The following is a 24,823-nucleotide window of genomic DNA, read 5'->3' on the forward strand; positions in this document are numbered from 1 at the left end:
ATTGGCCGCTTTGCGGACCGGGCGAACCAGATCGAAGAGGCAAGGGCATTATTATGGTGACGATCATTCGCGACGACGGTTCGGAGACGTACGAGACCAAAGGTGGCATTACCGTCAGCCGCGCCCGCCGGCCGGCGGAATACGCAACCGCAATCTCCTCCTATGTCGATAGGCTGGATGAGCGCCGCGGCGCCGTCTTCTCGTCGAACTACGAATATCCGGGCCGTTATACCCGTTGGGATACGGCGATCGTCGATCCGCCGCTTGGGATCACCTGCAACGGTCGCGAAGTCTGGATCGAAGCCTATAACGAGCGCGGCGAAGTGCTGCTGGGTTTCGTTGCCCACCGGCTTGCTGCCGTCGAGGACCTGACGCTCGGAGAGCGGACTGCCCACCGTCTCGACCTCACCGTCAACAAGCCTTCGCGGGTGTTCACCGAGGAAGAACGCTCGAAAATGCCGACGGTATTTACCGTGCTGCGCGCGATCGTCGATCTGTTCTATTCAGACGCGGATTCGGCGATCGGCCTGTTCGGCGCATTCGGTTACGATCTGGCCTTCCAGTTCGACGCAATCAAGCTGTCGATGGAGCGGCCACAAGACCAGCGCGACATGGTGCTGTTTCTTCCCGATGAAATTCTGGTCGTCGACCACCATGCAGCCAAGGCCTGGGTCGATCGCTACGATTTTGCCAAGGGTGGCGTGACGACCGAGGGCAAGGGACAGGAAATTTCGCCTGATCCTTTCCAGCGCACAACTACAATGCCGCCGAAGGGCGACCACAAGCCCGGGGAATATGCCCAGCTCGTTACCAGGGCCAAAGAGAGTTTTCGTCGCGGCGATCTTTTCGAAGTCGTGCCCGGCCAGAAATTCATGGAACGCTGCGACTCCAAGCCTTCCGAGATTTCCAACCGGCTGAAGGCGATCAACCCGTCGCCCTATTCCTTCTTCATCAACCTTGGAAACCAGGAATATCTGATCGGTGCATCGCCGGAAATGTTCGTGCGCGTCTCCGGTCGCCGGATCGAGACCTGCCCGATTTCCGGGACGATCAAGCGTGGCGAGGATGCGATCTCCGACTCGGAACAGATCCTCAAGTTGTTGAATTCGAAGAAGGACGAGTCGGAGCTGACGATGTGCTCCGATGTCGACCGAAACGACAAGTCGCGCGTCTGCGAACCCGGCTCCGTGAAGGTCATCGGGCGCCGGCAGATCGAGATGTATTCGCGTCTCATTCACACGGTCGATCATATCGAAGGTCGCCTGCGCCCCGACATGGATGCCTTTGATGCCTTCCTGTCGCATGCCTGGGCTGTCACCGTCACCGGTGCGCCAAAACTGTGGGCGATGCGCTTCGTCGAGGCCAATGAAAAGAGCCCGCGCGCATGGTATGGTGGTGCGATCGGCATGGTCGGCTTCAACGGCGACATGAATACCGGCCTGACGCTGCGCACGATCCGCGTCAAGGACGGCATTGCCGAGGTGCGCGCCGGTGCGACGCTGCTGAACGACAGCAATCCGGAAGAGGAAGAGGCCGAAACCGAACTGAAGGCATCCGCCATGATCTCAGCCATTCGTGATGCCCGTGCCGGCAATACGGGCAAGGTGTCCCGCGACGTTGCCCGCGTGGGCGAGGGGGTGAAGATCCTGCTCGTCGACCACGAGGACAGTTTCGTCCACACGCTCGCCAATTACTTCCGCCAGACCGGGGCAACGGTTTCCACCGTGCGCACGCCGGTGCCGGAAGAGGTATTCGACCGGATCGATCCCGATCTCGTGGTGCTGTCGCCGGGACCCGGCAACCCGAAGGATTTCGACTGCAAGGCGACGATCAAGACGGCGCGGGCGAAAAACCTGCCGATCTTCGGCGTCTGCCTCGGGTTGCAGGCGCTGGCGGAAGCCTATGGCGGTCAGCTTCGGCATCTGGCCATTCCGATGCATGGCAAGCCGTCGCGTATCCGGGTGCTGGAGCCGGGCATCGTGTTTTCCGGTCTTGCCAAGGAGGTGACGGTCGGGCGTTATCACTCGATCTTTGCCGATCCGGCGACGCTCGATCCGAACTTCATCATCACTGCCGAGAGTGAAGACGGCACGATCATGGGCATCGAACATGCCAAGGAGCCGATCGCGGCCGTGCAGTTCCACCCGGAATCGATCATGACGCTCGGCGGCGATGCCGGGATGCGGATGATCGAAAATGTCGTGGCGCATCTGGCCCGCAAGCGCGAGACGAAGGCGGCGTAAGATGACGGATGAGATCCGTATCGAACCGATACGGGAAGATCATGTCGAGGGTTTTCGCGAAGCCCTCGACATCGTGGCGCGCGAGCGGAAGTACCTGATCTTTCTTGAAGCGCCTCCGTTCGAGGCGATGCTGGCTTTCGTTCGCGACAATATCGCCGCCGGACATCCGCATATGGTGGCGGTTTCCGGCAGCCGGGTGGTCGGGTGGTGCGATATCCGTCGCGCAGCGCGGGATGCGCAGGCCCATTGCGGCACGCTCGGGATGGGTATTATCCCCGGCTATCGTGACGGTGGCCTCGGCAGGCGGCTGATTACCGCCGCGCTCGATGCCGCCAGGGCTGCGGGTTTGCACAGGATCGAACTCAATGCACATGCGGACAATCTTCGCGCGATCGCCCTCTATGAGAAGGTCGGCTTCGAGCATGAAGGTGTTGCCCGCGATGCTGTGAGGATCGATGGTTTTTACATCGACAGCGTCAACATGGCGATGATCTTCGGTTAGGAAGTTTCCGTCCGCTTCACCAGGTGAAAATACATGTCGCTGCGGATTGCGAAGCCGAGCGAGCGGTAGAGGCCGACGGCTCCCTCATTGTGCTTGTAGGCGTGCAGATAGACGGTTTCATTGCCGGCCGAGATCTCGCCGGCGACGAAGCGTAGCATTAGTTTCCCAAGCCCCTTGCCCTGAAAATCCGGGTGGACGCAAAGGCCGCTCAGTTCGGCAAAACCCGGCTGGCGCATGCGCTGGCCGCCCATGGCGACGAGCCGGCCGTCCATGCGGATGCCCCAGAATTTTCCAAGAGACTGGGCTTTCAGCGTGAAGGGGCCGGGCTTGGTGAGGATTGCGAGCGCCAGCATGTCGGCTGCATCCTGTTCGCTCAAGGCCATGATGCGTGAATCGGCGATCCGTTCGAACGGTTTTTCGGCCAGCATCTGCACCAGCACGGCGTCGATGACGGTTTCGAACAGGGGAAGGGCAGGGATCGGCCGGGCCTCAACCAATGCCAGGGTTTCGTTTGCTGCGGCCAGATCGGTGAGAGCCGCAATGCTTTCGGATGTGTCGTCCTTCATGGCCGCAAACGGCACGATCGAAGGGTCGTAACGCTTTGCGAGCAACGTGCCTTCGGCGAAGGCCGCGTGGATGGTGGCCAGCGCGTTCCAGGCGGGGCGATCGAGGATGTGGGTCATCGGGATTTTCCAGTTTTCAAAGTACGTTGGGTCAAAGGACGTTGCGCAAGGCCGTCTTCGATGGCGGCGAGGTGTAGGAGTAGGTCAGCCCCGAAACCGTCGCAAAGATCGGTCACCGCCGCCTCGATATCCGGCCAGACGGTCTCCTTGGCGAAGACGATCACGTCACGCCCGGCATCCGTCAACGAGATCTGACGGCGGCGCTGGTCGTCGTCGCTGACGGAGATATCCACAAGTCCGGCGTCTGCCAGCTGTCCAACGGCGCGGGTCGCTCCCGGCTGGGAAATGCCGACTGCTTCGGCGATTTCACCGACGGTCAATGCGCCATCCCTGTGGAGCGCAGCCAGGTAAGGATACTGGGTGACCTGAACGGTGACGCCATGCCCCTGCATGATGCGTTGCGTATCGGCCTGAAGGTTTTCTCCGATGCGCTTGAGGCGACTGCCCAGCGTCAAAAGGCCCAGATCACGGACGATATCCTCGGTCACAAAGTCAATCCTCAGGTTCATATGCAGTGTTATATAACGTGTTATGTTTATTTCGGCAAGCCTCTTTTTTCAACGGAACTGTGGCGTGATGGAGTCACAGCAAGATGCGAGCGGTGCAGGTGTGAATAATGGGGTTTTGACAATCCTGATCGATTGCGCCATATGCTGCTGCATCAGAAACCGCCGCTGCGACACACTCGCAGCGGCGGTTTCGCCGTTTTGGAGCATAGTTTCTGCAAGTCGTTTGCACCTGCAGGAAGGCGCACCCGCAAAGGGTGCCAAGGTTTGAAAAGGATAGACCGGTGAATACGGCGCTTACGAGAGATCGGGCCATTGTCGAACGGCTCGCATTCTGGGGCATCCCCATCTCAATTGGGGTCATGGGCCTGAAGATGCTGGCCTGGTGGGTGACCGGCTCCGTCGCGCTGCTGTCGGACGGGATGGAATCCTTTGTCAACGTCACCGCGGCGTTCATCGCCTATTTCGTCATCCGTTATGCGCAGCGGCCGGCCGACCACGACCACCAGTTCGGTCACCACAAGGCGGAATATATTTCTGCCGTCATCGAAGGCGTGCTGATCGTCGTCGCCGCAATCCTGATCATTCAGGAGGCGTGGGGTGCGCTATTTGCGCCGTCCGTGATGGAAGCGCCGGCGCTCGGCCTGGCGATCAATGCCGCCGCCGGTGTGGTCAACGCCATATGGGCAACGATCCTGATCCGGGTCGGTACGGCGCATCGGTCGCCGGCGCTGACGGCAGACGGCCATCACATCATGTCGGATGTTGTCACCTCCGCCGGTGTTTTCGTCGGTCTTATCCTCGCGGTCGTCACCGGTTATGCGATCCTCGATCCGCTGCTCGCCATCCTCGTCGCCATCAACATTCTCTGGCAGGGCTACAAGGTGATTTCCCACTCGCTCGGCGGGCTGATGGACAAGGCACTCGAGCCGGAGGAAGAGGCCGCGGTGCGCGAGGCGATCACCACCCATTCCGAGGGTGCGCTCAACGTGCACGACCTGAAATCGCGGCGGGCAGGGGCCGTTGCCTTCATCGATTTTCACCTCGTCGTGCCGGCTTCGATGTCGGTCGGGCAGGCACATGATATCTGCGACCGCTTGGAAGATGCGATCAAAGAGGTTATTCCCGGCGCCACATTGGCGATCCATGTGGAGCCCGAAGGCGAGCGCGTCCATGGACAGAAGGTGGAAATCGAAGCGCATATCAGCGCGGAAGGAATAGCAAAATGACAATGACGGATGTCAGCGGGCTGTCACAGCTCGGAAAACAGGTGGACGCGCCGAAGAGCCCGGAAGAAGCGGTTCTGGAACGGGTGCCGAACAGCAATCAGGGCATGGATTACGTGACGCGCTTCACTGCGCCGGAATTCACCTCGCTCTGCCCGATGACGGGCCAGCCGGATTTCGCCCATATCGTGATCGACTACATTCCGGATGCCTATCTGGTGGAATCGAAGTCGCTGAAACTGTTTCTGACGTCGTTCCGCAACCACGGTGCGTTTCACGAGGACTGCTCGGTCTATATTGCCAAGCGGCTGGTCGATCTGCTTGCGCCGAAATGGCTGAGGATCGGCGCCTACTGGTATCCGCGCGGCGGCATTCCGATCGACGTCTTCTGGCAAACGGGTGCAGTGCCTGAAGGGGTGTGGCTGCCGGATCAGGGCGTGCCGACTTATCGCGGCCGCGGATGAGAAACGGTTGGGCTTAATTGGTTTAAAGCATCGGGAACTAATGCCTTAAACCTCAACACAAAAAGCGCCGGCATCGCTGCCCGGCGCTTTTTCCTTGCTGTCGTGGTGGTCAGACGTCGAAGCTGTCGTCGTTGCTGCCGAAGTCATTGCTGTCGGAAGCCGCGCCGTTGTCGTCGTTCGGAAAATCGGCCTGCTGCCAGCCGTCATTGTTGTTGTCGTTACCGTTGTTATCCGAATTGTCGGATGCTTCGCGGATCGCGTCGTCGCCGTAATAATTGTTGACGACGGTTTCCTCGACGGCCGGTTGCTCCGAAGCGCCGAAGGAACTGGCGCCTGCCAGTGGATTGCCGAGACCTGCACCGGCCATATGGTTGCTGAATATGCCAGAAAGCGAATTGGCAAGCAGCATGCCGCCGGCAACGCCGGCCGCGGTGCCGAGTGCACCGGTGAGAAAACTGCTGCCGGCCGAGGGGCCGCGATTCGCGTTGCTGCTCCATGGAGCCGAAGCCTGAGGGCTGTATGGCGGGGGAGGTGCGCGGTAACCGTCATCATAACCGCGCGGGCCTTCATAACTCGGGCGCGCACCCCAAGGGCCGGACGCCGGAGCAGAAGATTGCTGCACCGGAGCCTGCTGGCGAGACTGCTGCGAGCCGAAGATCGAGCTGAGGAAGCCGCCGCCCTGTTCTGTCTGCCGATGGTCGCTCTGACTTGCCTCAAGCTCGTGGATGCGATCTTCCAGTTCGCGGATGCGGTTGGATGCGGCTTCCAGCCCTTTTTCCTGCACGGCGACCGCCTGGGCGAGATAATAGGTCGCGTAGGGTTGCTTGCGGGTTTCGCTATCGATCAGCTCTTCCGCTTCCCGATCCCGCGGCGTGGCCGAGGCGGTGCGGACGCGATCGAATAGGCCGTTGAGAAGCTGGCGTTCTTCCGGTGACATATCTGCCTCCTTGGGCAAGTTGGATGCCCAAGGACGTAGGAGGCGATTGCGGCTTTTCCAATCGCAGTCGGATTAAATTGCGGTAATGCGCGAGGGCTCAGCCGAAGGCCAGCGACAGGCCAAGCAGAGCCGTGGCACCGCCGAGAATGCGGGCAACGTGGGGGCTGAAGCGGGAAATTCCGAGGCCGAGGGCAATGCCTGCAAGGTGCAGAAACGCTGTCGCGAAGACGAAGCCGATGCCGAACTGGAGTGCGCCGGCGGAGCCGAGTTCACCACCATGGGCATGGCCGTGGAACAGCGCGAATACAGCCACGATCGCTGCGCAGACCGCCGTCGGCAGGCGGACCGCGATGGCGACGAGGAGACCGAGAGCGATGACGGACGCCAGAATCGCCGGTTCGACGAAGGGAAGGCCGATGCCGGACAATGCCAGCGCAAAGCCGATTGCCATCGTGCCGACAAAGGCTGCCGGGACGATCCACAGCGCACTCCTGCCGCCGCCCTGCGAGATCTGCGCGGCCCAGAGACCGACTGCGGTCATCACCAGAATATGGTCCATGCCGAAGAGCGGGTGTGAGAAACCGGCCATGAAGGAGCCATGCTCCTCCGGGTTGAGATGCGCAAAGGCGGGTGCCGCCGCGGCAGCAAAAATGACAGCGGACAAGGAAAGGCGTCTAAACATTATGGTCCCCTTTATTCTGTAAGGCCTTCAAATAAGGCAGAGAATAGGACGCCGAACTTCCCGATGTCCACCGCAATTGCAGGCTCTGTGCCCACAGGTTTCTACGTCATTCACCTTATGAACGAGGTTCGTGGGAGCTTCGAACCACTCTCCATTGTTTTGTGGCCGCGAACGCATTATGTCCGATGTTATGAATCCCATGCAGGAGACACTGACTGTGCTGAACGACGAAGACGACAACGACGACAAGACCAAGGAATTGCCGCTCGGCAAGGAAACAGAGGCGAATCTTTTCAAGTCGCGCTCGATCTTCATTTACGGTCCGATTACCCAGGAATTGGCGCAGAAGGTCAACACGCAGCTCGTCGCACTTTCGGCAGCAAGCGACGACGATATTCGCATCTATGTGAATTCCCCCGGCGGCCACGTCGAATCGGGTGATTCCATCCATGACATGATTAAGTTCATCAAGCCGAATGTCTGGATGATCGGAACCGGCTGGGTGGCTTCTGCAGGCGCGCTGATCTATGCGGCTGCTCCGAAGGAACGCCGGGTCGCTCTGCCGAACACGCGTTTCCTCATCCATCAGCCGTCCGGCGGCACGCGTGGCATGGCATCGGATATCGAGATCCAGGCCCGCGAAATCATCAAGATGAACCAGCGCCTGATCAAGATCTTCTCGGTGGCCACAGGCCAGACGGAAGAAAAGATCGCCAAGGACATCGACCGTGACTATTGGCTTTCCGCCGAGGAAGCGGTGTCCTACGGCCTGGTGTCGAAGATCGTGACCTCGCAGAGCGAAATCTGAGACGGCACGTCCGATAGTCAAATTTGAAAAGCCCCGCGGTCGTGGACGTGCGGGGCTTCTTTGTGATTACCACCGCGAGTGGTGCGCGGGGATTAACGTTCTACGACGTCAGAGCTGGCGAGGATATCATACCGCTTCTCTGACCTGTAATCCGCTATGCTCGGTTCGCGCCTGCCAGTTCTCGACGAAGGTGATGAAGTCCGAGGCCGGAAGAGGCTTGGAGAAGGCGTAGCCCTGAAGCACATGGCATCCGAGATTGCGCAGGATTTCGATATGTCCGCTCGTTTCGACCCCTTCGGCGACGATTTCGATGTCCTGTGATTTCCCGATTTCGATGATCGAGGCGACCAGCCTGCGCTGGGATGCCGAGGCCTCGATGGGGGAGATCAGCTTGCGGTCGATCTTCAGGCGCTTCGGCCCGAGTTCGATCAGGCTGACGATCGACGCATGGCCGGTGCCGAAGTCGTCGATCTCGATGTCTATGCCGAGCGATTTCAGCCGGGTGATTGCCGTGCGCAGGTCTTCATCCTGATCATCGAAGGAAATCGATTCCAGAAGCTCGAACGACAGGCTGCCGGGCGCAAATTGCAGACCCGCCAGCCGGTCGAACATACGTCCATCCTTCAATCTCTGCGCCGATATGTTGACCGAAAGATGCGGGACATCCAGCCCGAGCGCTTTCCAGCGAACCGACTGGAACAACGCCTTTTCCAGAATGATCGCATCAAGGTCTGCCGCGCGGTTCAAACTCTCGGCGATATCGAGAAAGCGATCCGGTGCAAGCGTGCCGCGGTCTGGGTGCTGCCAGCGTGCCAGTGCCTCCACGCCGACGATCTGCAGCGTCCTGGCATCGAATTGGGGTTGGAAATAGGGAATGATCTGGTCGTGTTCCAGCGCCGTCAGGAACTCATCCGAGATCGTCTTGCGCAACACGGCTGCCATTCGAAGCTCGTCGGAGAAGATTTCGAAGCGGTTGCGGCCGCGCTTCTTTGCCTCATAAAGCGCGATATCGGCGTTGACCAGAAGCTCGCGGGGTTCTTCCATTGCCACCGTCTGGCAGGAGATGCCGGCGCTGCAACCGATACGGCATTTCTGGCCGCCTATGTCTATCGGTCTTGCCAGCGACCTGACGATCGCCTGGGCAAGTTCACGCGAGCGCCGCTCGACGGATGGGCCGATTGTGGCGATGACGAATTCGTCGCCGCCCACGCGGGAGGCGAATTCATCCGGGGTGACGAGGTCAAGCAGGCGCACCGTGGTCTGTCTCAGAACCTCATCGCCGGCGGCATGGCCGAGCGTGTCGTTGACTTCCTTGAAGCGGTCGAGATCCACATGAATGAAGGCAATTCGGTGGCTTGCTTCCGCCTTACCGCTGCCTGCTTCCATGAACTGGTCCAGGAAGCGCCGGTTGGGAAGGCCGGTGAGTGCGTCGTGGAGCGACTGGTGCTCCAGTGTCCTGCGTGTAGCCCTGAGCTGGACATTCTGCTCTTCCGCCTGCGACTGCGCCTCGCGCAGCTCTGCCTGCAGAAGCATGTCCTTCGTCACATCCCAATTGGCTCCGACGACCCGCATCTCGCGGCCGACTGGACGGTAGAACCTGCCATTGGCACGGATATGTCTGACTTCGCCCGCCGAGGACACAACCCGAAACTGGGTATTGTATGCCCTCTCTTCGGTAATCGCCTGTTGGAAGACATGTTGGACATTGCTGAGGTCATCTGGGTGAATCGCGTTCTTCCAGTCATCGTAGGAAAACATCTCGCGATCGGGAGCCCCGTCATACATTTCGCGCATCCGCCTGTCCCAGATCAGGCTGCCGCTGGCGGGATCGAATTCCCAGACCCCGATTCCTGAAGCGTCGAGAGCGAGACCCAGGCGGTGGGTGACGGCTGCAAGCTCCTCCTCACGGTGCTGCAGCGTGACGAGGTTGCGATGCCGCTGTCTCATCAGCAGGCCGGCCCAGATGAGAGGCGCGATGATGCCGATCGCGACCAAGGCGGCGTAGATCCGGAATGTGAAGATCGACGGAGGTGCCTGGACCCAACCTCCCTTCGGGACCGCAGCCAGATACCATGTGTCGTATCCGAGTTCGATACGTGTACGCACCGCGTCTTCGGCAAAGACTGTGGGATCGCCGACAAAGACATCCTTGTCGGAAGGCTGTGGCCGACGCGCTATGGCAATGTCCAGAGATTGTTGGTCGGAGCTGAGATTGCTGTCCCGATAAAGCCGCTCGGCATCGATCACGGCAGAAACGATACCCCAGAAGTGGCCGTTGCCGATCGCAAATACCGGGTAGCGGGCAAGCAACCCGTGGCCGCCCTGTGAGAGCTTCACCGGGCCTGCGACGGTGGTCTTGCGCCGTTTGATGGCTTCGAAAACCGATCCGGCCTGTTTCGGATGGGCATTGTAATCCTGCCCGATGAGTTGCTTGTTCTCGTCGAAGGGATAGACGTGCTGGACCACGAGGTTTGGGGCTGCGACGACGTTTCGCAATTGCGAGGGAACGCTGAAAATTCGTTCTGACAAGGCGGAAAACTGCGACTGCGTCATGTTGGGATTGGCCGCGATCGCTGCAACAAGTCCCTGGATGAGGTTCACATTGCCATGGATCTGGGTTTCGAGGCGGGATGAAACCTGGGCCAGGCGCTCGGACGCGACAAGCCTCTGTTCTGACAGAAAACGCTCGTGCTCTTCATGGTCTGCCTGAACAAAGCCGATAGCCACCGCAACAATGACGGCGATGGCGGGAATAAAATAGCTGAACCCAAAAGTCTTATGGATTGGCCGCACGGATTTGTCCCAGGAAGAAAAAATAGCCATCGAATATTCCGGTCGTATGATGGCATAAGGTCACAGACAAACTTTAAGATTATGCTTTTGTGACACTGGTTTGGCCTCGAAAACGGTCCTTCTACTGCAAATGAGGAGCCGGTTCGGTGGTAGCCGGCACCCTTTCCGTGTCTCCATTTGTTCTTGCTCGCTACAGTTTATGGACTGGACCCTCCAAATCCGAAGGCGCATAATTTCCAGCGGGGAGGGGTGGCGATGCAGGATGATGGATACAATCAGTTTTGCCCGATCGCCAAGGCCTGCGAACTGATCGAGCCGCGCTGGACCCTGTTGCTGCTTTCCGAAATGTGGTCCGGGTCTACGCATTTCAATGAAATTCGCCGTGGAGTGCCCGGCATGTCGCCGACGCTGATGTCCAAGCGGCTGAAGCAGATGGAGGTGAACGGGTTGGTGACCCGTTCAATCAATGAAAGCACCGGTGAGATCACCTACCTGACGACGAGGATTGCCGACGAACTCGGGCCTATTGTCCGGGAACTCGGCCTCTGGGCGCATCGCAATATCGACGCCGATGTGACTCTCGAAAACCTCGATGCCCGGCTTCTGATGTGGAACATGCGCCGCAAGATCGATGCGGAAGCGCTGCCCAAACGGCGGCGCAGCGTCATCGAGTTCAGTTACCCCGAACTGCCACGTGAAGAGCGCCACTACTGGCTGGTGAACAAGCCGGGTCAGCCGGTGGACCTCTGCCTGATCGATCCCGGTTATGACGTCGATCTCTACATAACGGCAGAGCTGAAGGCGATGACGGCGGCATGGATGGGGCTTTCAGGCCTCAAGGCCGAGATTGAGCGAGGCAGGATTTCATTGGTCGGCGACGCGGATCTAGCATCGCGGATCGACAATTGGATGGTGCGCAGTTCGTTTGCCGCCTGTTGATCCGATCCATTTTCTGTATCGGGTCCGGTTCATTTTCTACACTGGAAACACCGGCATGCGATGGAGCATCCTCCAATCACCACCCGATCCATCGGGCAGTTGCAAACGGGAGGAATGACAATGCAGACAGCAAATCTCAACCTGTCGCATCCTGCGGCAACAGCGGCAGCAGACCTTGCCGCCGTCAAGGCGCGCCAGCAGGGCGCCTGGGCATCGGGCAATTATGCGGTCGTGGGCACGACGTTGCAGATCGTCGGCGAGACGCTTTGCGAGGCTCTCGATCTCAGGGCTGGCGAAACGGTTCTGGATGTCGCGGCTGGCAACGGAAATGCGACGCTTGCTGCGGCCAGACGATGGTGCCAGGTCACATCGACCGATTATGTGCCGGCCTTGCTGGAACAGGGCAGGCGGCGTGCCGAGGCGGAAGGCCTCAGCGTGAACTTTCAGACAGCCGATGCCGAAGCTCTGTCCTTTGCCGACAATCATTTCGACGTCGTGCTTTCCACCTTCGGCGTGATGTTCACGCCCGATCAGGAGAAAGCTGCCTCCGAGTTGCTGAGGGTGTGCCGTTCAGGGGGGCGGATCGGTCTTGCCAACTGGACGCCGGACGGCTTCATCGGGCAATTGTTCAAGACGATCGGGCGTCATGTGCCGCCACCGGCCGGCGTGCGACCACCTTCACTTTGGGGGACGTCCGGGCGGCTGGAGGAGCTGTTCGGCCATGCGGCCGGGATATCCATCACGCAGCAGGATTTCGTCTTCCGCTATCGTTCGGCGGATCACTGGGTACAGGTGTTCCGCACATGGTACGGACCTGTCCACAAGGCCTTCGCCGCGTTGCCGACCGAGAAGCAGGCCGACCTGGAAAAGGAGCTTGTTGATCTCATCGATCGCTTCAACCGGGCCGAGGACGGCACGATGGTGGTGCCAAGCGACTATCTCGAGGTGATCATCGCGAAGCGCTGATCACTGGCGGGCCGGCGTCTGCAAACGAGGATGCAGGCGTTCCAAGCGCCGTGTGCCGGTATTGGCACACGGCGCCGGTCGCATGATCAAAAATAGACGGATGTTCCGCTTCGATACGGAAAAGCCGGTTGTTTAGCTCAGGCTTAACTCTGCAGTCCGGTTGTCGGACAAAAGTGATGCATTGTTGGAAAACTTAACCGATCAAGCTGTTAGAGTGGCTGCGGGAGGATTTTGGAGGAGAGCCACTCAAACAGGAGCAGTTTCAATGACGAACTCCATTTCGAATGCGCTTGGTGTCGCACTTTATTACAGCGGCAGCTCGAAAGCCTGGTTTTCTGCGACAGGCTCCGGCCCGATCCAGTACGGCACCGCAGGGAACGACTCCATGTGGGGCGACAGTTCCGTCAACGTCACCATGACGGGCGGAACAGGTGATGACATCTACTATCTCTATTCCGATAAGAACCGCGCCGAGGAAAAAGCCGGCGAAGGCGTCGATACGATCGACACATGGATGAGCTACACACTGCCGGAGAATTTCGAGAATCTCAGGGTAACCGGCGACAACCGCTATGCCTTCGGTAACTCGGCCGACAACATCATTACGGGCAGTTCGAGCCGGCAGACGATTGATGGCGGGGCTGGAAATGACGTGCTGATCGGCGGAGGCGGTGCCGACACATTCATCATTTCTAAGGGGAACGGCACCGATCTCATCGCTGATTTCAGTAGCGACGATAGGATACGGCTCGACGGTTATGGTGTGACGTCTTTCGACCAATTGATCAGCCAATCCTCGCAGCAGGGCAATGATCTCTGGCTGAATCTGGGGAATGGCGAAAGTGTCGTGCTGGCCGGTACGACGGCTGATGATCTCAGTGCGGACCAGTTCGAACTGAATCTCGATCGTTCCAGCCTGACGCTGAGCTTCAACGAGGATTTCAATTCGCTCTCGCTTTTCGATGGCCAGGACGGCGTCTGGGAGGCCAAATACTGGTGGGCACCGGAGAAGGGCGCCTCGCTTCACACCAACGGCGAGCAGCAATGGTACGTCAACCCCGCATACGATCCGACAGCATCCGCCAATCCGTTCTCGGTGACGGATGGCGTGCTGACGATCAGGGCGGAGCAGACGCCGGATGCGCTTTCCGGTGAAGTCGAAGGTTACGACTATACGTCCGGCATGCTGACGACCCATGCTTCCTTTGCGCAGACCTATGGTTATTTCGAAATTCGTGCGGACATGCCGGATGAACAGGGCGCTTGGCCTGCCTTCTGGTTGCTTCCGGAAGACGGTTCGTGGCCGCCGGAACTGGATGTGATCGAGATGCGCGGGCAGGACCCGAATACGTTGATCATGTCGGCCCATTCGAACGAAACAGGTCAGCAGACATCGGTCATCAAAAATGTCGCCGTGACGGATACCGAGGGTTTTCACACCTACGGTTTGCTGTGGGACGAAGACCATATCACCTGGTATTTTGACGATGTGGCCGTTGCGCAAACGGACACGCCGGCCGACATGCATGATCCGATGTATATGATCGTCAATCTGGCGGTCGGCGGCATGGCTGGCACACCGTCTGACGAGCTTCCCGATGGCTCGGAAATGAATATCGACTACATCCGCGCCTATTCGCTGGACGACCTGGAAGCATCGAATACCGCTTCTGCCGTTCAACCCAGCGAGTGGCTTCTCTGATCGATCGCTTCAGGCGAACGGTTTTGGCGTGACGAGGCTTGCAAGGGGCAATGGATTTTGATCTTGAGGGATCAGACTTCCACCCCTTGCCAAGTTTTCGGTCGCCCATGCTCAAGGATTTTTCTCCCTCGGCCCTGACGATGGGGCTGCTGACAGCCTTTGTCGGTTTTGTCAGTTCCTTTGCCGTGATCATGCAGGGATTGCAGGCTATGGGCGCGTCGTCCGAGGAAATTGCCTCGGCGCTGCTTGCCGTCTGCATCGCGCAAAGCTTGCTGACTGTATTCTTTTCGCTCCGCCATCGCATGCCGGTCATGATGGCGTGGACGACACCGGGCGGTGCGCTTCTGGCGGCAACCGGTGCGATCGAGGGCGGTTTCCCGGCGGCCGTCGGAGCCTTCGTGCTCTGCGGCGTGATGATCGCGCTGTCGGGGTTTTTCCGGCCGCTCGGACAGATGATCCGCAAGATCCCGGCACCGATTGCCAACGCCATGCTTGCCGGCATTCTCTTGAGTCTCTGCCTTGCGCCGGTGAAGGCAGTTGCCTTCAATGCGGCGCTCGGGTTGCCGATCGTGCTGACGTGGATGGTCGTGGTATCGAGGTGGCGGCTCTGGGCCGTGCCGGCGGCGCTCGGCGCCTTCATCCTCGTCTTGATCTTCGGCGTCGATCTGCCCGATGATGTATTCGGCCAGATCGGGGCTGCCATCCATCCGAGCCTGATCTGGGTGCCGCCGCTTTTCACCTGGCATGGTTTCATATCGGTCGGACTACCGCTGTTTATCGTCACCATGGCGTCGCAGAATATTCCGGGAATTGCTATTTTGAAGGCGCATCATTACGAGCCGGCGCCTGGGCCGCTGTTTGCCTCGACTGGCATATTCTCGACCATCATTGCTTTCTTCGGCAGCGTGCCGGTCAACCTTGCGGCGATTACGGCGGCCATGTGCGCCAGCGAGGATGCGCATCCCGATCCCAAGCGGCGCTACTGGGCTGCGGTGATCGGTGGGGCAGCCTATACCGTACTTGGGCTGATTGCTGGGGGGATCATCGCGTTTGTCTCGATGGCGCCACCGATTCTGCTTCAGGCGGTTGCGGGTCTTGGCTTGATCGGTGCGTTCTCGAATGCAGCTTTTGCCGCCTGGCGCGAGCCGGAGACGCGCGAAGCGGCGGCGATCACCTTCCTCGTCACTGCGTCGGGTGCCACGTTTGCCGGGATTTCCGGGGCTTTCTGGGGGCTTGTCGCGGGGGCTGCGATGATGGGCTTGTCGAAAGTGATGAAACGGCCCACCTGACCAGATGCGTACCGGAAGAGCGAAAGCCGTTCTTGCCGGATGCCTGATGTAAGGTTATACATCCATGCATGACCATGACAGGCGCGATCATGTTTGACCGTTTTGCAACCCGCAGCATCGCTGCCGGGGCGACGGTTTTCGCGCCTCTCTCGCTTCTTAGCCTCGACCTTACACTCGGTTGCCGGGTCCGTTGAGGAGCGCCCGGCGGCCGAAAAGCCAGCCGGCGTAAGAGCTCCTCGCATCCAATCCCAAAATGAAACCCGGACCTGAACAGGTCCAACATCCGCAGTCGAATGGCCACCCTTAGATGGCATCGAGCGAAACTGCTCCTGCGGATGGGAAGCGAAGGACAGACACATGGACAGCAAAACTTCCGCATCGGCCAAGGGCATGCAGTCGGCGGGCGTAAAGTACCGCGCTTACCCGGCCATCAATATCCCGGACCGCACATGGCCGGGCAAGACCATCGAGAAGGCGCCGATCTGGTGTTCGGTCGATTTGCGCGACGGTAACCAGTCGCTGGTCAATCCGATGGGCCACGACCGCAAGGCACGCATGTTCAAGCTGTTGCTGGATATGGGTTTCAAGGAAATCGAGATCGGGTTTCCGTCCGCCTCGCAGACCGACTTCGACTTCGCCCGCTGGTGCGTGGAAGAGGGCGGCGTGCCGGAGGACGTGTCCTTGCAGGTGCTGGTGCAGTGCCGGCCGGAGCTGATTACCCGCACGTTCGAATCGCTGGAAGGTGCGCACAAGCCGATCATTCATTTCTACAATTCGACCTCGGAACTGCAGCGCCGTGTCGTGTTCGGCAAGGATGTACACGGCATCAAGCAGATCGCCGTCGATGCGGCGAAGATGATCACCGACATGGCCGCCAAGGCCGGCGGCGGCTACCGGTTCGAATATTCACCGGAAAGCTTTACCGGCACTGAGCTGGATGTGGCGCTGGAGATCTGCAACGCGGTAATCGAGGTGGTGAAACCGACGGCGGACAACAAGTTGATCCTCAACCTGCCATCCACCGTCGAGATGGCGACGCCGAACATCTATGCCGACCAGATCGAATGGATGTGCCGCAATATCGACAACCGCGAGAACGTCATCATCTCGCTCCATCCGCACAATGACCGGGGCACCGGCATTGCCGCGACCGAACTGGGGTTGATGGCGGGTGCCGACCGTGTCGAAGGCACGCTGTTCGGCAATGGCGAGCGTACGGGCAATGTCGACGTGGTAACGTTGGCGCTGAACATGTTCACGCAGGGTGTCGATCCGGAACTGGATTGCTCCGACATCGAGCGGATCAAGGACGTCTACGAATATTCCAACGAGATGGTCATTCCCGAGCGTCATCCTTATGTCGGCGAACTGGTCTATACCGCGTTTTCCGGCTCGCATCAGGATGCGATCAACAAGGGCATGAAGGCGATCAAGGTCGCCAATCATCCCGTCTGGGAAGTGCCGTATCTGCCGATCGACCCGCAGGATGTGGGGCGTTCCTATGAAGCGATCATCCGCATCAATTCACAGTCGGGCAAGGGCGGCATCGCCTATATCCTGCAGCAGGATTACGGCATCAACCTGCCGCGTAACCTGCAGGTCGAGTTCCGTGAGGATATCCAGCGGATCACGGATGAAGAGGGCAAGGAAGTCGGGTCAAAGCGCATCTATGAGCGCTTCATGGAGCGGTATGTCGAGCAGCCCGGCGCGCGGCTGGCCTTCGTCGATCATCACACCTACCCGTCCGAACCGAACCACAGGGGCGTGCGCGTGGTGGCGGCAGAGATCACCGATCGCGGCGAAACCAAGCGGATCGAAGGCAAGGGAACCGGCCCGATCGACGGGTTCATCAATGCGCTGTCAGTCTATCTCGGCATCGACCTGTCGGTGAATGATTACTCGGAACACTCGCTGCAACATGGCTCCAACGCATCGGCCATTGCCTATGTTGAGATGCAGCATCCCGGCGGCAAGCTGTTCGGTGCAGGCGTCAACACCAATATCGTTGCCGCATCGCTGGAAGCGATCGTCTCGGCAGCGAACCGGGTTCTGGAGGAGAGGGCGCGATAAGCGCCCTTGAGCTGAACAGACAAAAAAGCCGCCGCGGGATACCGCGGCGGCTTTTTCGTTTGAACTTGAATGTGGTCAGATCAGACCAGCTGCTTTGGCTGCGATCTCGTCAAGATCGGCCGCTGAAGAGGGGGCCACGATGACATATGTCGCAAGCGGCGTGCTCCAGGAGACGAGGCTGGTATCTAGGCGTATGTCCTCGATCGGTTTCGTGGTTTCGGGCCTTACCCTTGAAAAAGTAAGGGCCAGAATATCGCCGTCATTGTCGCCGGATGTCCGGCGATAGATAAGCACGCCTGTCGGCGTGTTTTCGGCTGCAACCAGACGTGCACCGACAAAGGCAAGCCCACTCTCCGTCAGATCCGGAATGCGAAAGCCGACGCCGGTGCCAGTGGTCAGCCATTCGAGAATATCGGCGGGCCTGTCGGCACCGATTTCCACCAGCCGGTTTTGCTGGCGGCTGTACAGGCGGTAATGGGAGACGATGTCATCCAGCCAGTCGCGTTGCTCGAATGCCTGGCCCGTCAGTGTTTCAGACGTCTGCATGCCGCCGGTGGGCCGGGCGCCAATCATGTATCCGAGACTGCTGCCCAGAAGAAGAGTGAGGATACAGGCCGATAAAGCCTGAAGACCCGAGGGGCGAAAGGCAGCGCTCCTGCGTGCCGATCCGGGAAGACGCACCGCCTTGCGGGGCAGAGGCGCATTCTTGATGCTGCGGACGAGGTCGAGCGGCACGGGCTCCTTCAGCAAATCGTCGAGGCGATGCCGCGCGGCCTGGCTACCGCGCTTCAGATCATCGTGCAGCGCCCGCGCGTGCGGATCGTTGACGAGCAGAGCTTCGACATCCTGACGCTCGGTATCCGAAACCTGGCTATCAACAAAAGCGGAGAGACGCCGTTCAAGCTGTGAAGGTTCGGTGCTTGCCACGGTCATGCTCTCCTCTCCGCCACTCCGGGCGGTTGAGAGGCGAGCGCGAGGCGTGCGGCACAAAGCCGCGACGAAAGCAGTTCCGGAGTGACGCCAAGGATCGATGCTGCCTCGGTGTAGTCGAAACCTTCTACATCAACGAGAAGCAATGCGCTCGCCAGCCCCTGAGGAAGACCGAGAAACGCCTTGGAAGCGCAATTTTCGTCGCTGCTCTTTGCTGCGGCCTGAGGTTTGGCCTGAGGCTCCTGGCGGCTTCGCTTGCGAGGCTCTTCGTTCCAGCCGGTGCGGATCTGATTGAAGACCCAGCTTTCGAGCCGGCCTTCGCCCTTCCAGTGATGGCTTTTCAGGACAACGCGCGGGCAGACCTCCTGCAGGAGGCCGTCCGCCGTATTCGCGTCTCCGGTCAGCGTCCAGGCGAACCGGCGCAAACGCGGCAGCAATGCCACAAGGTCGCGGCGGATGTCGTTCGAAGCTGCTGACGGATTCATAAAGGGGATATGGCCTTTTGCTCTCAGTCGAATAAATGCATCAAGGCATTAAGTATGAATCGAATGTGACGATTCTGCAACAAGCATCTACTATCCTTGCAGAACTCTGGCCGCTTCCTCCACCGAGATTTGCACCGGAGCCTCGCCGTAGAAGAGCTTTGTGTTCTCGAGATGGATGCCGTCACCGCTTTCCGTCAAGCCATAACGCTCGCAGGTGAGGTTCCATGCGCCCGGTTTGCCGGAAAGGTTGAAGAGATTGTAGGCGGCAGGCGGTTTATGTCCACCGGGGCCCTGCGAGGCGGATGCGATACCGACCACAGGCACGGGCCGGTCATGGGTTTTCAGCCAGTAGACCGTATTGAGGTGAGTATGGCCGTGCAGGATGAGTTCGGCACCGCCTGTGGAGATCGCCGCGGCAAAACGCCGGATGCCGATCATCCGTTTATGCGAAGCAGCTGCCCCGTGGATCGGCGGGTGATGGATAAGGACGACCCGGAACAGGCCCTCTTCGCCGGCTTTTTTCAGCAGGTTGACCGTCTCGCGAGCCTGTCTCGGACTGAAGAAACCCGAGGCTGAAAACGGGGGCGTGGCGTTCGATGTGGAGCAGCCGATGATCGCCAGCGGTCCGCGCTGGCGATAGGTCGGGAAGATATGATCGTCTTTCGGCCACTCGCCGGGGTCGTCGTCGCTCCTGATGAACGGGTACCAGGCTGCAACCGATTTATCATGGGCGCCGGGCACATAGGCATCGTGGTTTCCGGGAACGACGGTCGTATCCTCCGGGTTTCCGATCGTGTCCAGCCATTCCCTTGCCAGCCGCGTCTCTATCTTCGTCGCCAGATTGACCAGATCGCCGGTGATGACGAGCTGATCAGGATTGCGGGTCTTGAGATCGCTGAGCAAAAGATCGAGTGTATTGACGAACAGATGTTTGCGGCGGTTGCGATGCCAGTTGACGAAACCGGTGATACGCTTGGACATGAGTTCCCGAATCGAGAGTTTCGGAAGCGGTCCCAGGTGGATGTCGGAAATATGGGCGAATTTGAACATGGCCCAGACATAACGCACGAAACGGAAATTCGTTATGAAATTTACGCGAGCGGATCGGAGAGCTGATGAGTGCTACCGGCATAGCTGAAATCGGCACATGGCGCACGCGTGCTCTGGTGTGGCTGCTGCATCGTTTTTTTCTTCTCTCCCGTGGGATGACGATGGGTGTTCGAGCGGCCTGCTTCAACGATCGGGGCGAGGTATTTCTGGTGCGCCATACCTATGTTCCGGGCTGGTATATGCCGGGCGGCGGCATGGAGCACGGCGAAACGGCGCTGGAGGCGCTGGCCAAAGAATTGCGGGAGGAGGGTAATCTCGTCATGACCGCCGCGCCGGAGTTCGTGAATGTCTATTACAACTCAAAGACCAGCAAGCGCGATCATGTGCTGTTTTACCGCGTCACCGTCGAGCAGACGGCACCGCGGCTGCCGGATCGGGAAATCGCCGAGAGCGGTTTCTTCGCGCTGGATGCACTGCCGGACGAGGTGACGGATGCGACGCTCAGACGGTTGCAAGAATTAAGCAAAGAGGTCGAACTGTCGGACTTTTGGTAACCGCCTTGATGATGCCAAATGAAGGAAGTCGGCTCGGCCAGTCTGACGTCTTGCCGAGCCTTTAATCCCAGAGAATGTGATCGCCGTCTCGGGCCAGATGTCCGAGACGGCGGCTGATGATATTCAGTCGCTTGCGATTAACCTCAGCTCTTCAGAGCCGTATTGCACAGGCTCCAGAAGCCGCCGCCTTTCTGGATCCACTTAAGGTCGCCGAGTGTGCCGTCGTCCTTGTTTTTGTGATAGGTGTCGACACAGGTCTTGAGCCGAGCCTTGGCAGGGGTTTCGCTAGAATATTTCTTGCCGACCACCTTTGGGAAAATGACGCTTTTCGGGGCTTTGATGGTTGCCTTTTCTGGCTCTTTCTCCGTCGTTGCCGCAACTTCCTTGTTGTCGGCGGCGTCTTCGGCGGCAGCGTCCGTACCGCAGAATTTGGCGCGGTAGTCGTTCCATTTGACGTCCTTGGCGGAACCGTCCGTCTTGGCGGCCTGGTACTTGGTGCTGCACTCCTTCATTGTAAGAGCAGACGCCGGGGTCACAAAAGCGGCAGAAGCGAGCAGGGCAAAAGATGCAAGAATTATGGTGCGATTGGTCATCGGGACCTCCCATGTGCAAAATTGCGAACGGGACTATCGAACCGGCCATTTGTGTTGTCAATAATTCTCTAAAATAGTGCGCGATACTCCAGTTTTTGCAGGCTCACCCACTTCGGACTGGGTGCGGCGAGGCGCGCGCAGCCGGCTTATTCATCCGTCTGCTACGGGTTCGGTGAGCTGTCGAAAATATCGTCGCGAATAGCGTCTAGCTTCAGCCTCCGATCCGCTCGCGACCATGAGCAGCCGCAAGGTCGAGTGCCGGACCGACAGGGACGATCCCGGTTGGGTTGATCGTCTTGTGACTACCGTAATAGTGGTTCTTTATATGGAAGAGATTGCAGGTTTCGGCCACACCCGACTGTTGATAAAGATCCCGCAAGTAGCCGGAAAGGTTGGGGTAATCGGCGATGCTTCGGATGTTGCATTTGAAATGGCCGACATAGACCGGATCGAAGCGCAACAGTGTGGTGAACAGCCGCCAGTCGGCTTCCGTCAGTTCGTTGCCGAAGAGGTATCGGCTTGTTTCGAGGCGCTGGTCCAGCATGTCGAGCGTTTCGAAAAGGGCGACGACCGCTTCCTCGTAGGCCGCCTGGGTAGTTGCGAAACCTGCCTTGTAGACGCCGTTGTTGACCCGGTCGTAGACGATGGCATTGAGCGCATCGATCTCCTGTCGCAACTCGGTGGGATAGAGGTCCAGATCGGAACCGGTCAATCCGTCGAAGGCGCTGTTCATCATGCGGATGATCTCGGCGCTTTCATTCGAGACGATGGTGTTCTGCTGCTTGTCCCATAAAACCGGCACGGTCACGCGGCCGGAATAGTTTGGATCGGCCTTGAGATAGACATGATAGAGATAATCGGAGCCGAAGAGGTCGTCACCGGTCGCGCCATCACGAGTTTTGAATTCCCAACCGTTTTCCAGCATCAGGTAATCGACGACCGAAACGGAAATGAGATCTTCCAGCTTTTTCAGCTTGCGGAAGATCAGGGTGCGGTGTGCCCAGGGGCATGCGTATGAGACGTAGAGGTGGTACCGCCCGGCTTCGGCCTTGAAGCCGCCTTTACCTGACGGGCCGGCGGAACCATCGGCTGTGACCCAGTTGCGGAACTGTGACTGCGACCGCTCGAAACGTCCCTTCGTTGCCTGCGTATCGTACCAGACGTCCTGCCATATACCGTCGACGAGCCTGCCCATGGCGCTCTCCTTTTCTTTTGCCGGATAGATACGGCAGCCGCTTGATATTGCGAGCCGCATTTTTTCGAACAGTGCGTTTTTGCATTGGACGGGCGAAAAAAATCCTGCTAGTTGCGTTTTCACATTTTCGTGGGATCACACCTTTACATGACCGAAGTACGGACACTGCGACGACGCTGAAGATCGACCAAGACGCCAGACGAGGCGTCATCGACTTCGCATGTCCTGTCCGCTCTTTATCTACGGCTTCGGTTATCCCATGTCCTCATCTGCTTCCCTGCACCTTGTCGCCCGGAAATCTCTGGCAAAGCACGAACTCGTCTATCTGACGGAAGACGCATCGCATGATGCGGCGATCGAGCTGATCAACGAAGAGGCATTTGGCCCGGGCCGCCATGTCCGTGCTGCCGCCCGGATCCGCGAGCAGGGCCCTCACGACCGGTCGATTTCCTTCATCTGCGCCGACGATGGCGAGACGATCGCTTCCGTCCGGATGACGCCGGTTCTTGCCGGAACGGTCAAAGGGCACATGCTTGGGCCGCTTGCGGTGCGGCCGACACACAAGAACATGGGCATCGGCCGGGAACTGGTGCGGATCGCAATCGAGGCGGCAAGGCGCAAGGGCTCGGAGGGCGTGATCCTGATCGGCGACCCGCCGTATTACATGCCGCTCGGTTTCGAGAAGGTCGCTTATAACGCGCTGGATTTTCCAGGTCCCGTCGATCCGGCACGGGTGCTGATCGTTCCGCTTGCCGACGACGTGCATCCACGTCTCAAAGGCGTCATCGGCTGGCGCAAATAACACAAATCAACTATGCCTCGAATGGGCCGGCAATATGGGGAGCCGGTCGTATCACAACGAAGGCAGTCGGATGAGACCAATTACGGTGGACGAGGCGCTCGACCGCGCCGGGGCTGGACGATATCAACGCAGACTGATCGGAGTTTTCGGTCTCGTCTGGGCGGCAGATGCAATGCAGGTGCTGGCCGTCGGCTTCACCGCGGCATCCATTGCCGCGAGTTTCGGGCTCACTATTCCCGAGGCATTGCAGACCGGTACGCTGTTCTTTCTCGGCATGTTTCTCGGCGCAATGGGATTTGGCCGGTTGGCGGACAGGATCGGCCGTCGCAACGTACTGATCGTCACCGTTTCCTGTGATGCATTGTTCGGGCTGCTCTCGGTTTTCGCGCCGGATTTCACCATTCTTCTGATCCTGCGGTTTCTGACGGGGATCGCCGTCGGCGGCACGCTTCCGGTTGATTACGCGATGATGTCGGAGTTTCTGCCGGCGAAAAATCGTGGACGGTGGCTGGTGGCGCTCGAAGGGTTCTGGGCCATCGGCACGCTGATTGTCGCACTGACCGCCTGGGCCGCGAGCGCGGCAGGCATGACGGATGCATGGCGCCTGATCTTTGCCGTGACTGCACTACCGGCACTGGTGGGGATCGGGATGCGGCTGCTTATCCCCGAATCGCCCATTTATCTCTTGCGCACGGGACGGGGCGAAGAGGCACGCGAGGTGATAAACCGGATACTGACGGTCAATAACGGTCGTGGACTTGCTGACTACGAAGAACTTACACCTCCGCCAGCCGTGCCGCGGGAGGGGATTTTTTCACCGGCACTGCGCCGCACCAGTACGGTGATCCTGGCGATCTGGTTCCTCGTTTCGGTCTCCTATTACGGGATTTTCACCTGGATGCCGGCAAAGCTTGCGAGCGAAGGGTTCGGCTTCGTGCGTGGTTACGGTTTTCTGGTTCTGGTGGCGCTGGCGCAACTCCCGGGCTACGCGCTGGCTGCCTACGGCGTCGAAAAATGGGGCAGGAAGCCGACCTTGACCGGTTTCTGCATTCTGTCAGCGGCTGGGTGCCTGCTTTTTGTTCTCGCGTCGGGGCCGGTCGTCATCGGTGCGTCGCTGCTGATCATGAGTTTTGCGCTGCTCGGCACCTGGGGCGCGCTTTACGCCTATACGCCTGAACTGTTTCCCACCCGTTCGCGGGCGACCGGCATGGGCGCGGCGGGGGCCATGGCCCGGCTCGGGGGCCTGCTTGCCCCGTCGGCAATGGTCTATGTCGTCAGCCATGGTTTCGGACTGACGATCGGAATTTTCGCTGCCCTTCTGGCGCTTGCAGCCGTTGCTTCGACGATGATCCGGGTCGAGACAAAGGATGTTTCGCTTTCCTGAGATAACAGGCACCGCCTTAC

At 59.2% G+C, this 24,823-nt stretch carries 23 protein-coding genes; 13 read left to right on the forward strand and 10 right to left on the reverse strand.

Annotated elements, in window-relative coordinates; genetic code table 11:
* Positions 1–53: 53 nt before the first annotated feature.
* Positions 54–2,243, forward strand: coding sequence for an anthranilate synthase (locus FHP24_RS17185; RefSeq protein ID WP_139677444.1), 2,190 nt, complete (start codon positions 54–56; stop codon positions 2,241–2,243).
* Between the two features lies 1 nt (position 2,244).
* Positions 2,245–2,745 carry a GNAT family N-acetyltransferase gene (locus FHP24_RS17190; RefSeq protein WP_139677445.1) on the forward strand — a complete coding sequence of 167 codons (501 nt, stop codon included), beginning with the start codon at positions 2,245–2,247 and terminating at the stop codon, positions 2,743–2,745.
* Here FHP24_RS17190 and FHP24_RS17195 read toward each other — a convergent pair.
* Together FHP24_RS17195 and FHP24_RS17200 are read right to left on the reverse strand one after the other, a co-directional pair.
* Positions 2,742–3,428: a GNAT family N-acetyltransferase gene (locus FHP24_RS17195; protein WP_139677446.1), complete on the reverse strand. Its 687-nt coding sequence runs from the start codon at positions 3,426–3,428 to the stop codon at positions 2,742–2,744. The genes FHP24_RS17190 and FHP24_RS17195 overlap by 4 nt on opposite strands.
* Positions 3,425–3,916, reverse strand: coding sequence for a MarR family winged helix-turn-helix transcriptional regulator (locus FHP24_RS17200; protein WP_139677447.1), 492 nt, complete (start codon positions 3,914–3,916; stop codon positions 3,425–3,427). The genes FHP24_RS17195 and FHP24_RS17200 overlap by 4 nt, the downstream gene beginning before the upstream one ends.
* Positions 3,917–4,218: 302 nt before the next feature.
* On the opposite strand from FHP24_RS17200, the gene FHP24_RS17205 reads away from it, so the two are divergent.
* Both FHP24_RS17205 and queF read left to right on the forward strand, forming a co-directional pair.
* Positions 4,219–5,163 carry a cation diffusion facilitator family transporter gene (locus FHP24_RS17205; RefSeq protein WP_281287448.1) on the forward strand — a complete coding sequence of 315 codons (945 nt, stop codon included), beginning with the start codon at positions 4,219–4,221 and terminating at the stop codon, positions 5,161–5,163.
* Entirely contained in the window at positions 5,160–5,624 is a 465-nt protein-coding gene (queF, locus tag FHP24_RS17210; protein ID WP_139677449.1) for a preQ(1) synthase, read from the forward strand. Before FHP24_RS17205 ends, queF begins: the two co-directional genes overlap by 4 nt.
* A gap of 109 nt (positions 5,625–5,733) precedes the next feature.
* On the opposite strand, the gene FHP24_RS17215 is transcribed toward queF, so the two are convergent.
* Both FHP24_RS17215 and FHP24_RS17220 read right to left on the reverse strand, forming a co-directional pair.
* Positions 5,734–6,561, reverse strand: a complete 828-nt coding sequence (locus FHP24_RS17215; protein WP_139677450.1) for a DUF2076 domain-containing protein — start codon at positions 6,559–6,561, stop codon at positions 5,734–5,736.
* Between the two features lie 97 nt (positions 6,562–6,658).
* On the reverse strand, positions 6,659–7,243 hold the full coding sequence (locus FHP24_RS17220; RefSeq protein ID WP_139677451.1) for a HupE/UreJ family protein: 585 nt from the start codon (positions 7,241–7,243) through the stop codon (positions 6,659–6,661).
* A 178-nt stretch (positions 7,244–7,421) separates the two neighbouring features.
* Here FHP24_RS17220 and FHP24_RS17225 point away from each other — a divergent pair, with 178 nt between their 5' ends.
* Complete coding sequence (locus FHP24_RS17225; RefSeq protein WP_246091792.1) at positions 7,422–8,051, forward strand: ATP-dependent Clp protease proteolytic subunit; 630 nt, start codon at positions 7,422–7,424, stop codon at positions 8,049–8,051.
* A 126-nt stretch (positions 8,052–8,177) separates the two neighbouring features.
* On the opposite strand, the gene FHP24_RS17230 is transcribed toward FHP24_RS17225, so the two are convergent.
* Positions 8,178–10,874 carry a bifunctional diguanylate cyclase/phosphodiesterase gene (locus FHP24_RS17230; RefSeq protein ID WP_139677452.1) on the reverse strand — a complete coding sequence of 899 codons (2,697 nt, stop codon included), beginning with the start codon at positions 10,872–10,874 and terminating at the stop codon, positions 8,178–8,180.
* A gap of 225 nt (positions 10,875–11,099) precedes the next feature.
* Between FHP24_RS17230 and FHP24_RS17235 the strand changes: the two genes are divergently transcribed.
* The 5 genes from FHP24_RS17235 (at position 11,100) to leuA (ending at position 17,810) form a co-directional block, all read left to right on the forward strand.
* Positions 11,100–11,783 (forward strand): winged helix-turn-helix transcriptional regulator, encoded by a 684-nt coding sequence (locus FHP24_RS17235; RefSeq protein ID WP_139677453.1) that lies wholly within the window; start codon positions 11,100–11,102, stop codon positions 11,781–11,783.
* A 120-nt stretch (positions 11,784–11,903) separates the two neighbouring features.
* Positions 11,904–12,749 (forward strand): class I SAM-dependent methyltransferase, encoded by an 846-nt coding sequence (locus FHP24_RS17240; protein ID WP_139677454.1) that lies wholly within the window; start codon positions 11,904–11,906, stop codon positions 12,747–12,749.
* 265 nt (positions 12,750–13,014) lie between these two features.
* Positions 13,015–14,451: an endo-1,3-1,4-beta-glycanase EglC gene (locus FHP24_RS17245; protein ID WP_139677455.1), complete on the forward strand. Its 1,437-nt coding sequence runs from the start codon at positions 13,015–13,017 to the stop codon at positions 14,449–14,451.
* Positions 14,452–14,558: 107 nt separating this feature from the next.
* Positions 14,559–15,740: a benzoate/H(+) symporter BenE family transporter gene (locus FHP24_RS17250; RefSeq protein WP_139677605.1), complete on the forward strand. Its 1,182-nt coding sequence runs from the start codon at positions 14,559–14,561 to the stop codon at positions 15,738–15,740.
* Positions 15,741–16,097: 357 nt separating this feature from the next.
* A complete protein-coding gene (gene leuA, locus FHP24_RS17255; RefSeq protein ID WP_139677456.1) occupies positions 16,098–17,810 on the forward strand; it encodes a 2-isopropylmalate synthase in 1,713 nt (570 codons plus the stop codon).
* Positions 17,811–17,885: 75 nt separating this feature from the next.
* Here the strand turns inward: leuA and FHP24_RS17260 are convergent, their stop codons facing one another.
* The 3 genes from FHP24_RS17260 to FHP24_RS17270 form a co-directional block, all read right to left on the reverse strand.
* On the reverse strand, positions 17,886–18,743 hold the full coding sequence (locus FHP24_RS17260; protein WP_139677457.1) for an anti-sigma factor family protein: 858 nt from the start codon (positions 18,741–18,743) through the stop codon (positions 17,886–17,888).
* Positions 18,740–19,225, reverse strand: a complete 486-nt coding sequence (locus FHP24_RS17265; RefSeq protein ID WP_139677458.1) for an RNA polymerase sigma factor — start codon at positions 19,223–19,225, stop codon at positions 18,740–18,742. The genes FHP24_RS17260 and FHP24_RS17265 overlap by 4 nt, the downstream gene beginning before the upstream one ends.
* Positions 19,226–19,315: 90 nt before the next feature.
* On the reverse strand, positions 19,316–20,275 hold the full coding sequence (locus FHP24_RS17270) for a metallophosphoesterase family protein (RefSeq protein WP_139677606.1): 960 nt from the start codon (positions 20,273–20,275) through the stop codon (positions 19,316–19,318).
* A 65-nt stretch (positions 20,276–20,340) separates the two neighbouring features.
* Here FHP24_RS17270 and FHP24_RS17275 point away from each other — a divergent pair, with 65 nt between their 5' ends.
* A complete protein-coding gene (locus tag FHP24_RS17275; protein ID WP_139677459.1) occupies positions 20,341–20,829 on the forward strand; it encodes an NUDIX domain-containing protein in 489 nt (162 codons plus the stop codon).
* A gap of 143 nt (positions 20,830–20,972) precedes the next feature.
* Here the strand turns inward: FHP24_RS17275 and FHP24_RS17280 are convergent, their stop codons facing one another.
* Together FHP24_RS17280 and FHP24_RS17285 are read right to left on the reverse strand one after the other, a co-directional pair.
* The gene (locus tag FHP24_RS17280; RefSeq protein ID WP_139677460.1) at positions 20,973–21,422 is read right to left on the reverse strand and encodes a hypothetical protein; all 450 of its coding nucleotides are present in this window, start codon (positions 21,420–21,422) and stop codon (positions 20,973–20,975) included.
* Between the two features lie 211 nt (positions 21,423–21,633).
* Complete coding sequence (locus FHP24_RS17285; RefSeq protein ID WP_139677461.1) at positions 21,634–22,617, reverse strand: glutathione S-transferase family protein; 984 nt, start codon at positions 22,615–22,617, stop codon at positions 21,634–21,636.
* Positions 22,618–22,918: 301 nt separating this feature from the next.
* Here FHP24_RS17285 and FHP24_RS17290 point away from each other — a divergent pair, with 301 nt between their 5' ends.
* Both FHP24_RS17290 and FHP24_RS17295 read left to right on the forward strand, forming a co-directional pair.
* Positions 22,919–23,419 carry a GNAT family N-acetyltransferase gene (locus FHP24_RS17290; protein ID WP_139677607.1) on the forward strand — a complete coding sequence of 167 codons (501 nt, stop codon included), beginning with the start codon at positions 22,919–22,921 and terminating at the stop codon, positions 23,417–23,419.
* A 70-nt stretch (positions 23,420–23,489) separates the two neighbouring features.
* Positions 23,490–24,803, forward strand: a complete 1,314-nt coding sequence (locus tag FHP24_RS17295; protein WP_139677462.1) for an MFS transporter — start codon at positions 23,490–23,492, stop codon at positions 24,801–24,803.
* Positions 24,804–24,823: the final 20 nt, after the last annotated feature.

The organism is Aliirhizobium smilacinae, from assembly GCF_006335145.1.
Classification (GTDB): domain Bacteria; phylum Pseudomonadota; class Alphaproteobacteria; order Rhizobiales; family Rhizobiaceae; genus Neorhizobium; species Neorhizobium smilacinae.

Bases quoted from the DNA above. Each gene is read 5' to 3' on its own strand.
- FHP24_RS17195 (WP_139677446.1), bottom strand. From the start codon at position 3,428: ATGACCCACATCCTCGATCGCCCCGCCTGGAACGCGCTGGCCACCATC.
- FHP24_RS17235 (WP_139677453.1), top strand. From the start codon at position 11,100: ATGCAGGATGATGGATACAATCAGTTTTGCCCGATCGCCAAGGCCTGC.
- leuA (WP_139677456.1), top strand. From the start codon at position 16,098: ATGGACAGCAAAACTTCCGCATCGGCCAAGGGCATGCAGTCGGCGGGC.
- FHP24_RS17285 (WP_139677461.1), bottom strand. From the start codon at position 22,617: ATGGGCAGGCTCGTCGACGGTATATGGCAGGACGTCTGGTACGATACG.
- FHP24_RS17190 (WP_139677445.1), top strand. From the start codon at position 2,245: ATGACGGATGAGATCCGTATCGAACCGATACGGGAAGATCATGTCGAG.
- FHP24_RS17295 (WP_139677462.1), top strand. From the start codon at position 23,490: ATGAGACCAATTACGGTGGACGAGGCGCTCGACCGCGCCGGGGCTGGA.
- FHP24_RS17270 (WP_139677606.1), bottom strand. From the start codon at position 20,275: ATGTTCAAATTCGCCCATATTTCCGACATCCACCTGGGACCGCTTCCG.
- FHP24_RS17185 (WP_139677444.1), top strand. From the start codon at position 54: ATGGTGACGATCATTCGCGACGACGGTTCGGAGACGTACGAGACCAAA.
- FHP24_RS17275 (WP_139677459.1), top strand. From the start codon at position 20,341: ATGAGTGCTACCGGCATAGCTGAAATCGGCACATGGCGCACGCGTGCT.
- queF (WP_139677449.1), top strand. From the start codon at position 5,160: ATGACAATGACGGATGTCAGCGGGCTGTCACAGCTCGGAAAACAGGTG.
- FHP24_RS17245 (WP_139677455.1), top strand. From the start codon at position 13,015: ATGACGAACTCCATTTCGAATGCGCTTGGTGTCGCACTTTATTACAGC.
- FHP24_RS17280 (WP_139677460.1), bottom strand. From the start codon at position 21,422: ATGACCAATCGCACCATAATTCTTGCATCTTTTGCCCTGCTCGCTTCT.
- FHP24_RS17220 (WP_139677451.1), bottom strand. From the start codon at position 7,243: ATGTTTAGACGCCTTTCCTTGTCCGCTGTCATTTTTGCTGCCGCGGCG.
- FHP24_RS17215 (WP_139677450.1), bottom strand. From the start codon at position 6,561: ATGTCACCGGAAGAACGCCAGCTTCTCAACGGCCTATTCGATCGCGTC.
- FHP24_RS17240 (WP_139677454.1), top strand. From the start codon at position 11,904: ATGCAGACAGCAAATCTCAACCTGTCGCATCCTGCGGCAACAGCGGCA.
- FHP24_RS17225 (WP_246091792.1), top strand. From the start codon at position 7,422: ATGTCCGATGTTATGAATCCCATGCAGGAGACACTGACTGTGCTGAAC.
- FHP24_RS17260 (WP_139677457.1), bottom strand. From the start codon at position 18,743: ATGACCGTGGCAAGCACCGAACCTTCACAGCTTGAACGGCGTCTCTCC.
- FHP24_RS17230 (WP_139677452.1), bottom strand. From the start codon at position 10,874: ATGGCTATTTTTTCTTCCTGGGACAAATCCGTGCGGCCAATCCATAAG.
- FHP24_RS17265 (WP_139677458.1), bottom strand. From the start codon at position 19,225: ATGAATCCGTCAGCAGCTTCGAACGACATCCGCCGCGACCTTGTGGCA.
- FHP24_RS17250 (WP_139677605.1), top strand. From the start codon at position 14,559: ATGCTCAAGGATTTTTCTCCCTCGGCCCTGACGATGGGGCTGCTGACA.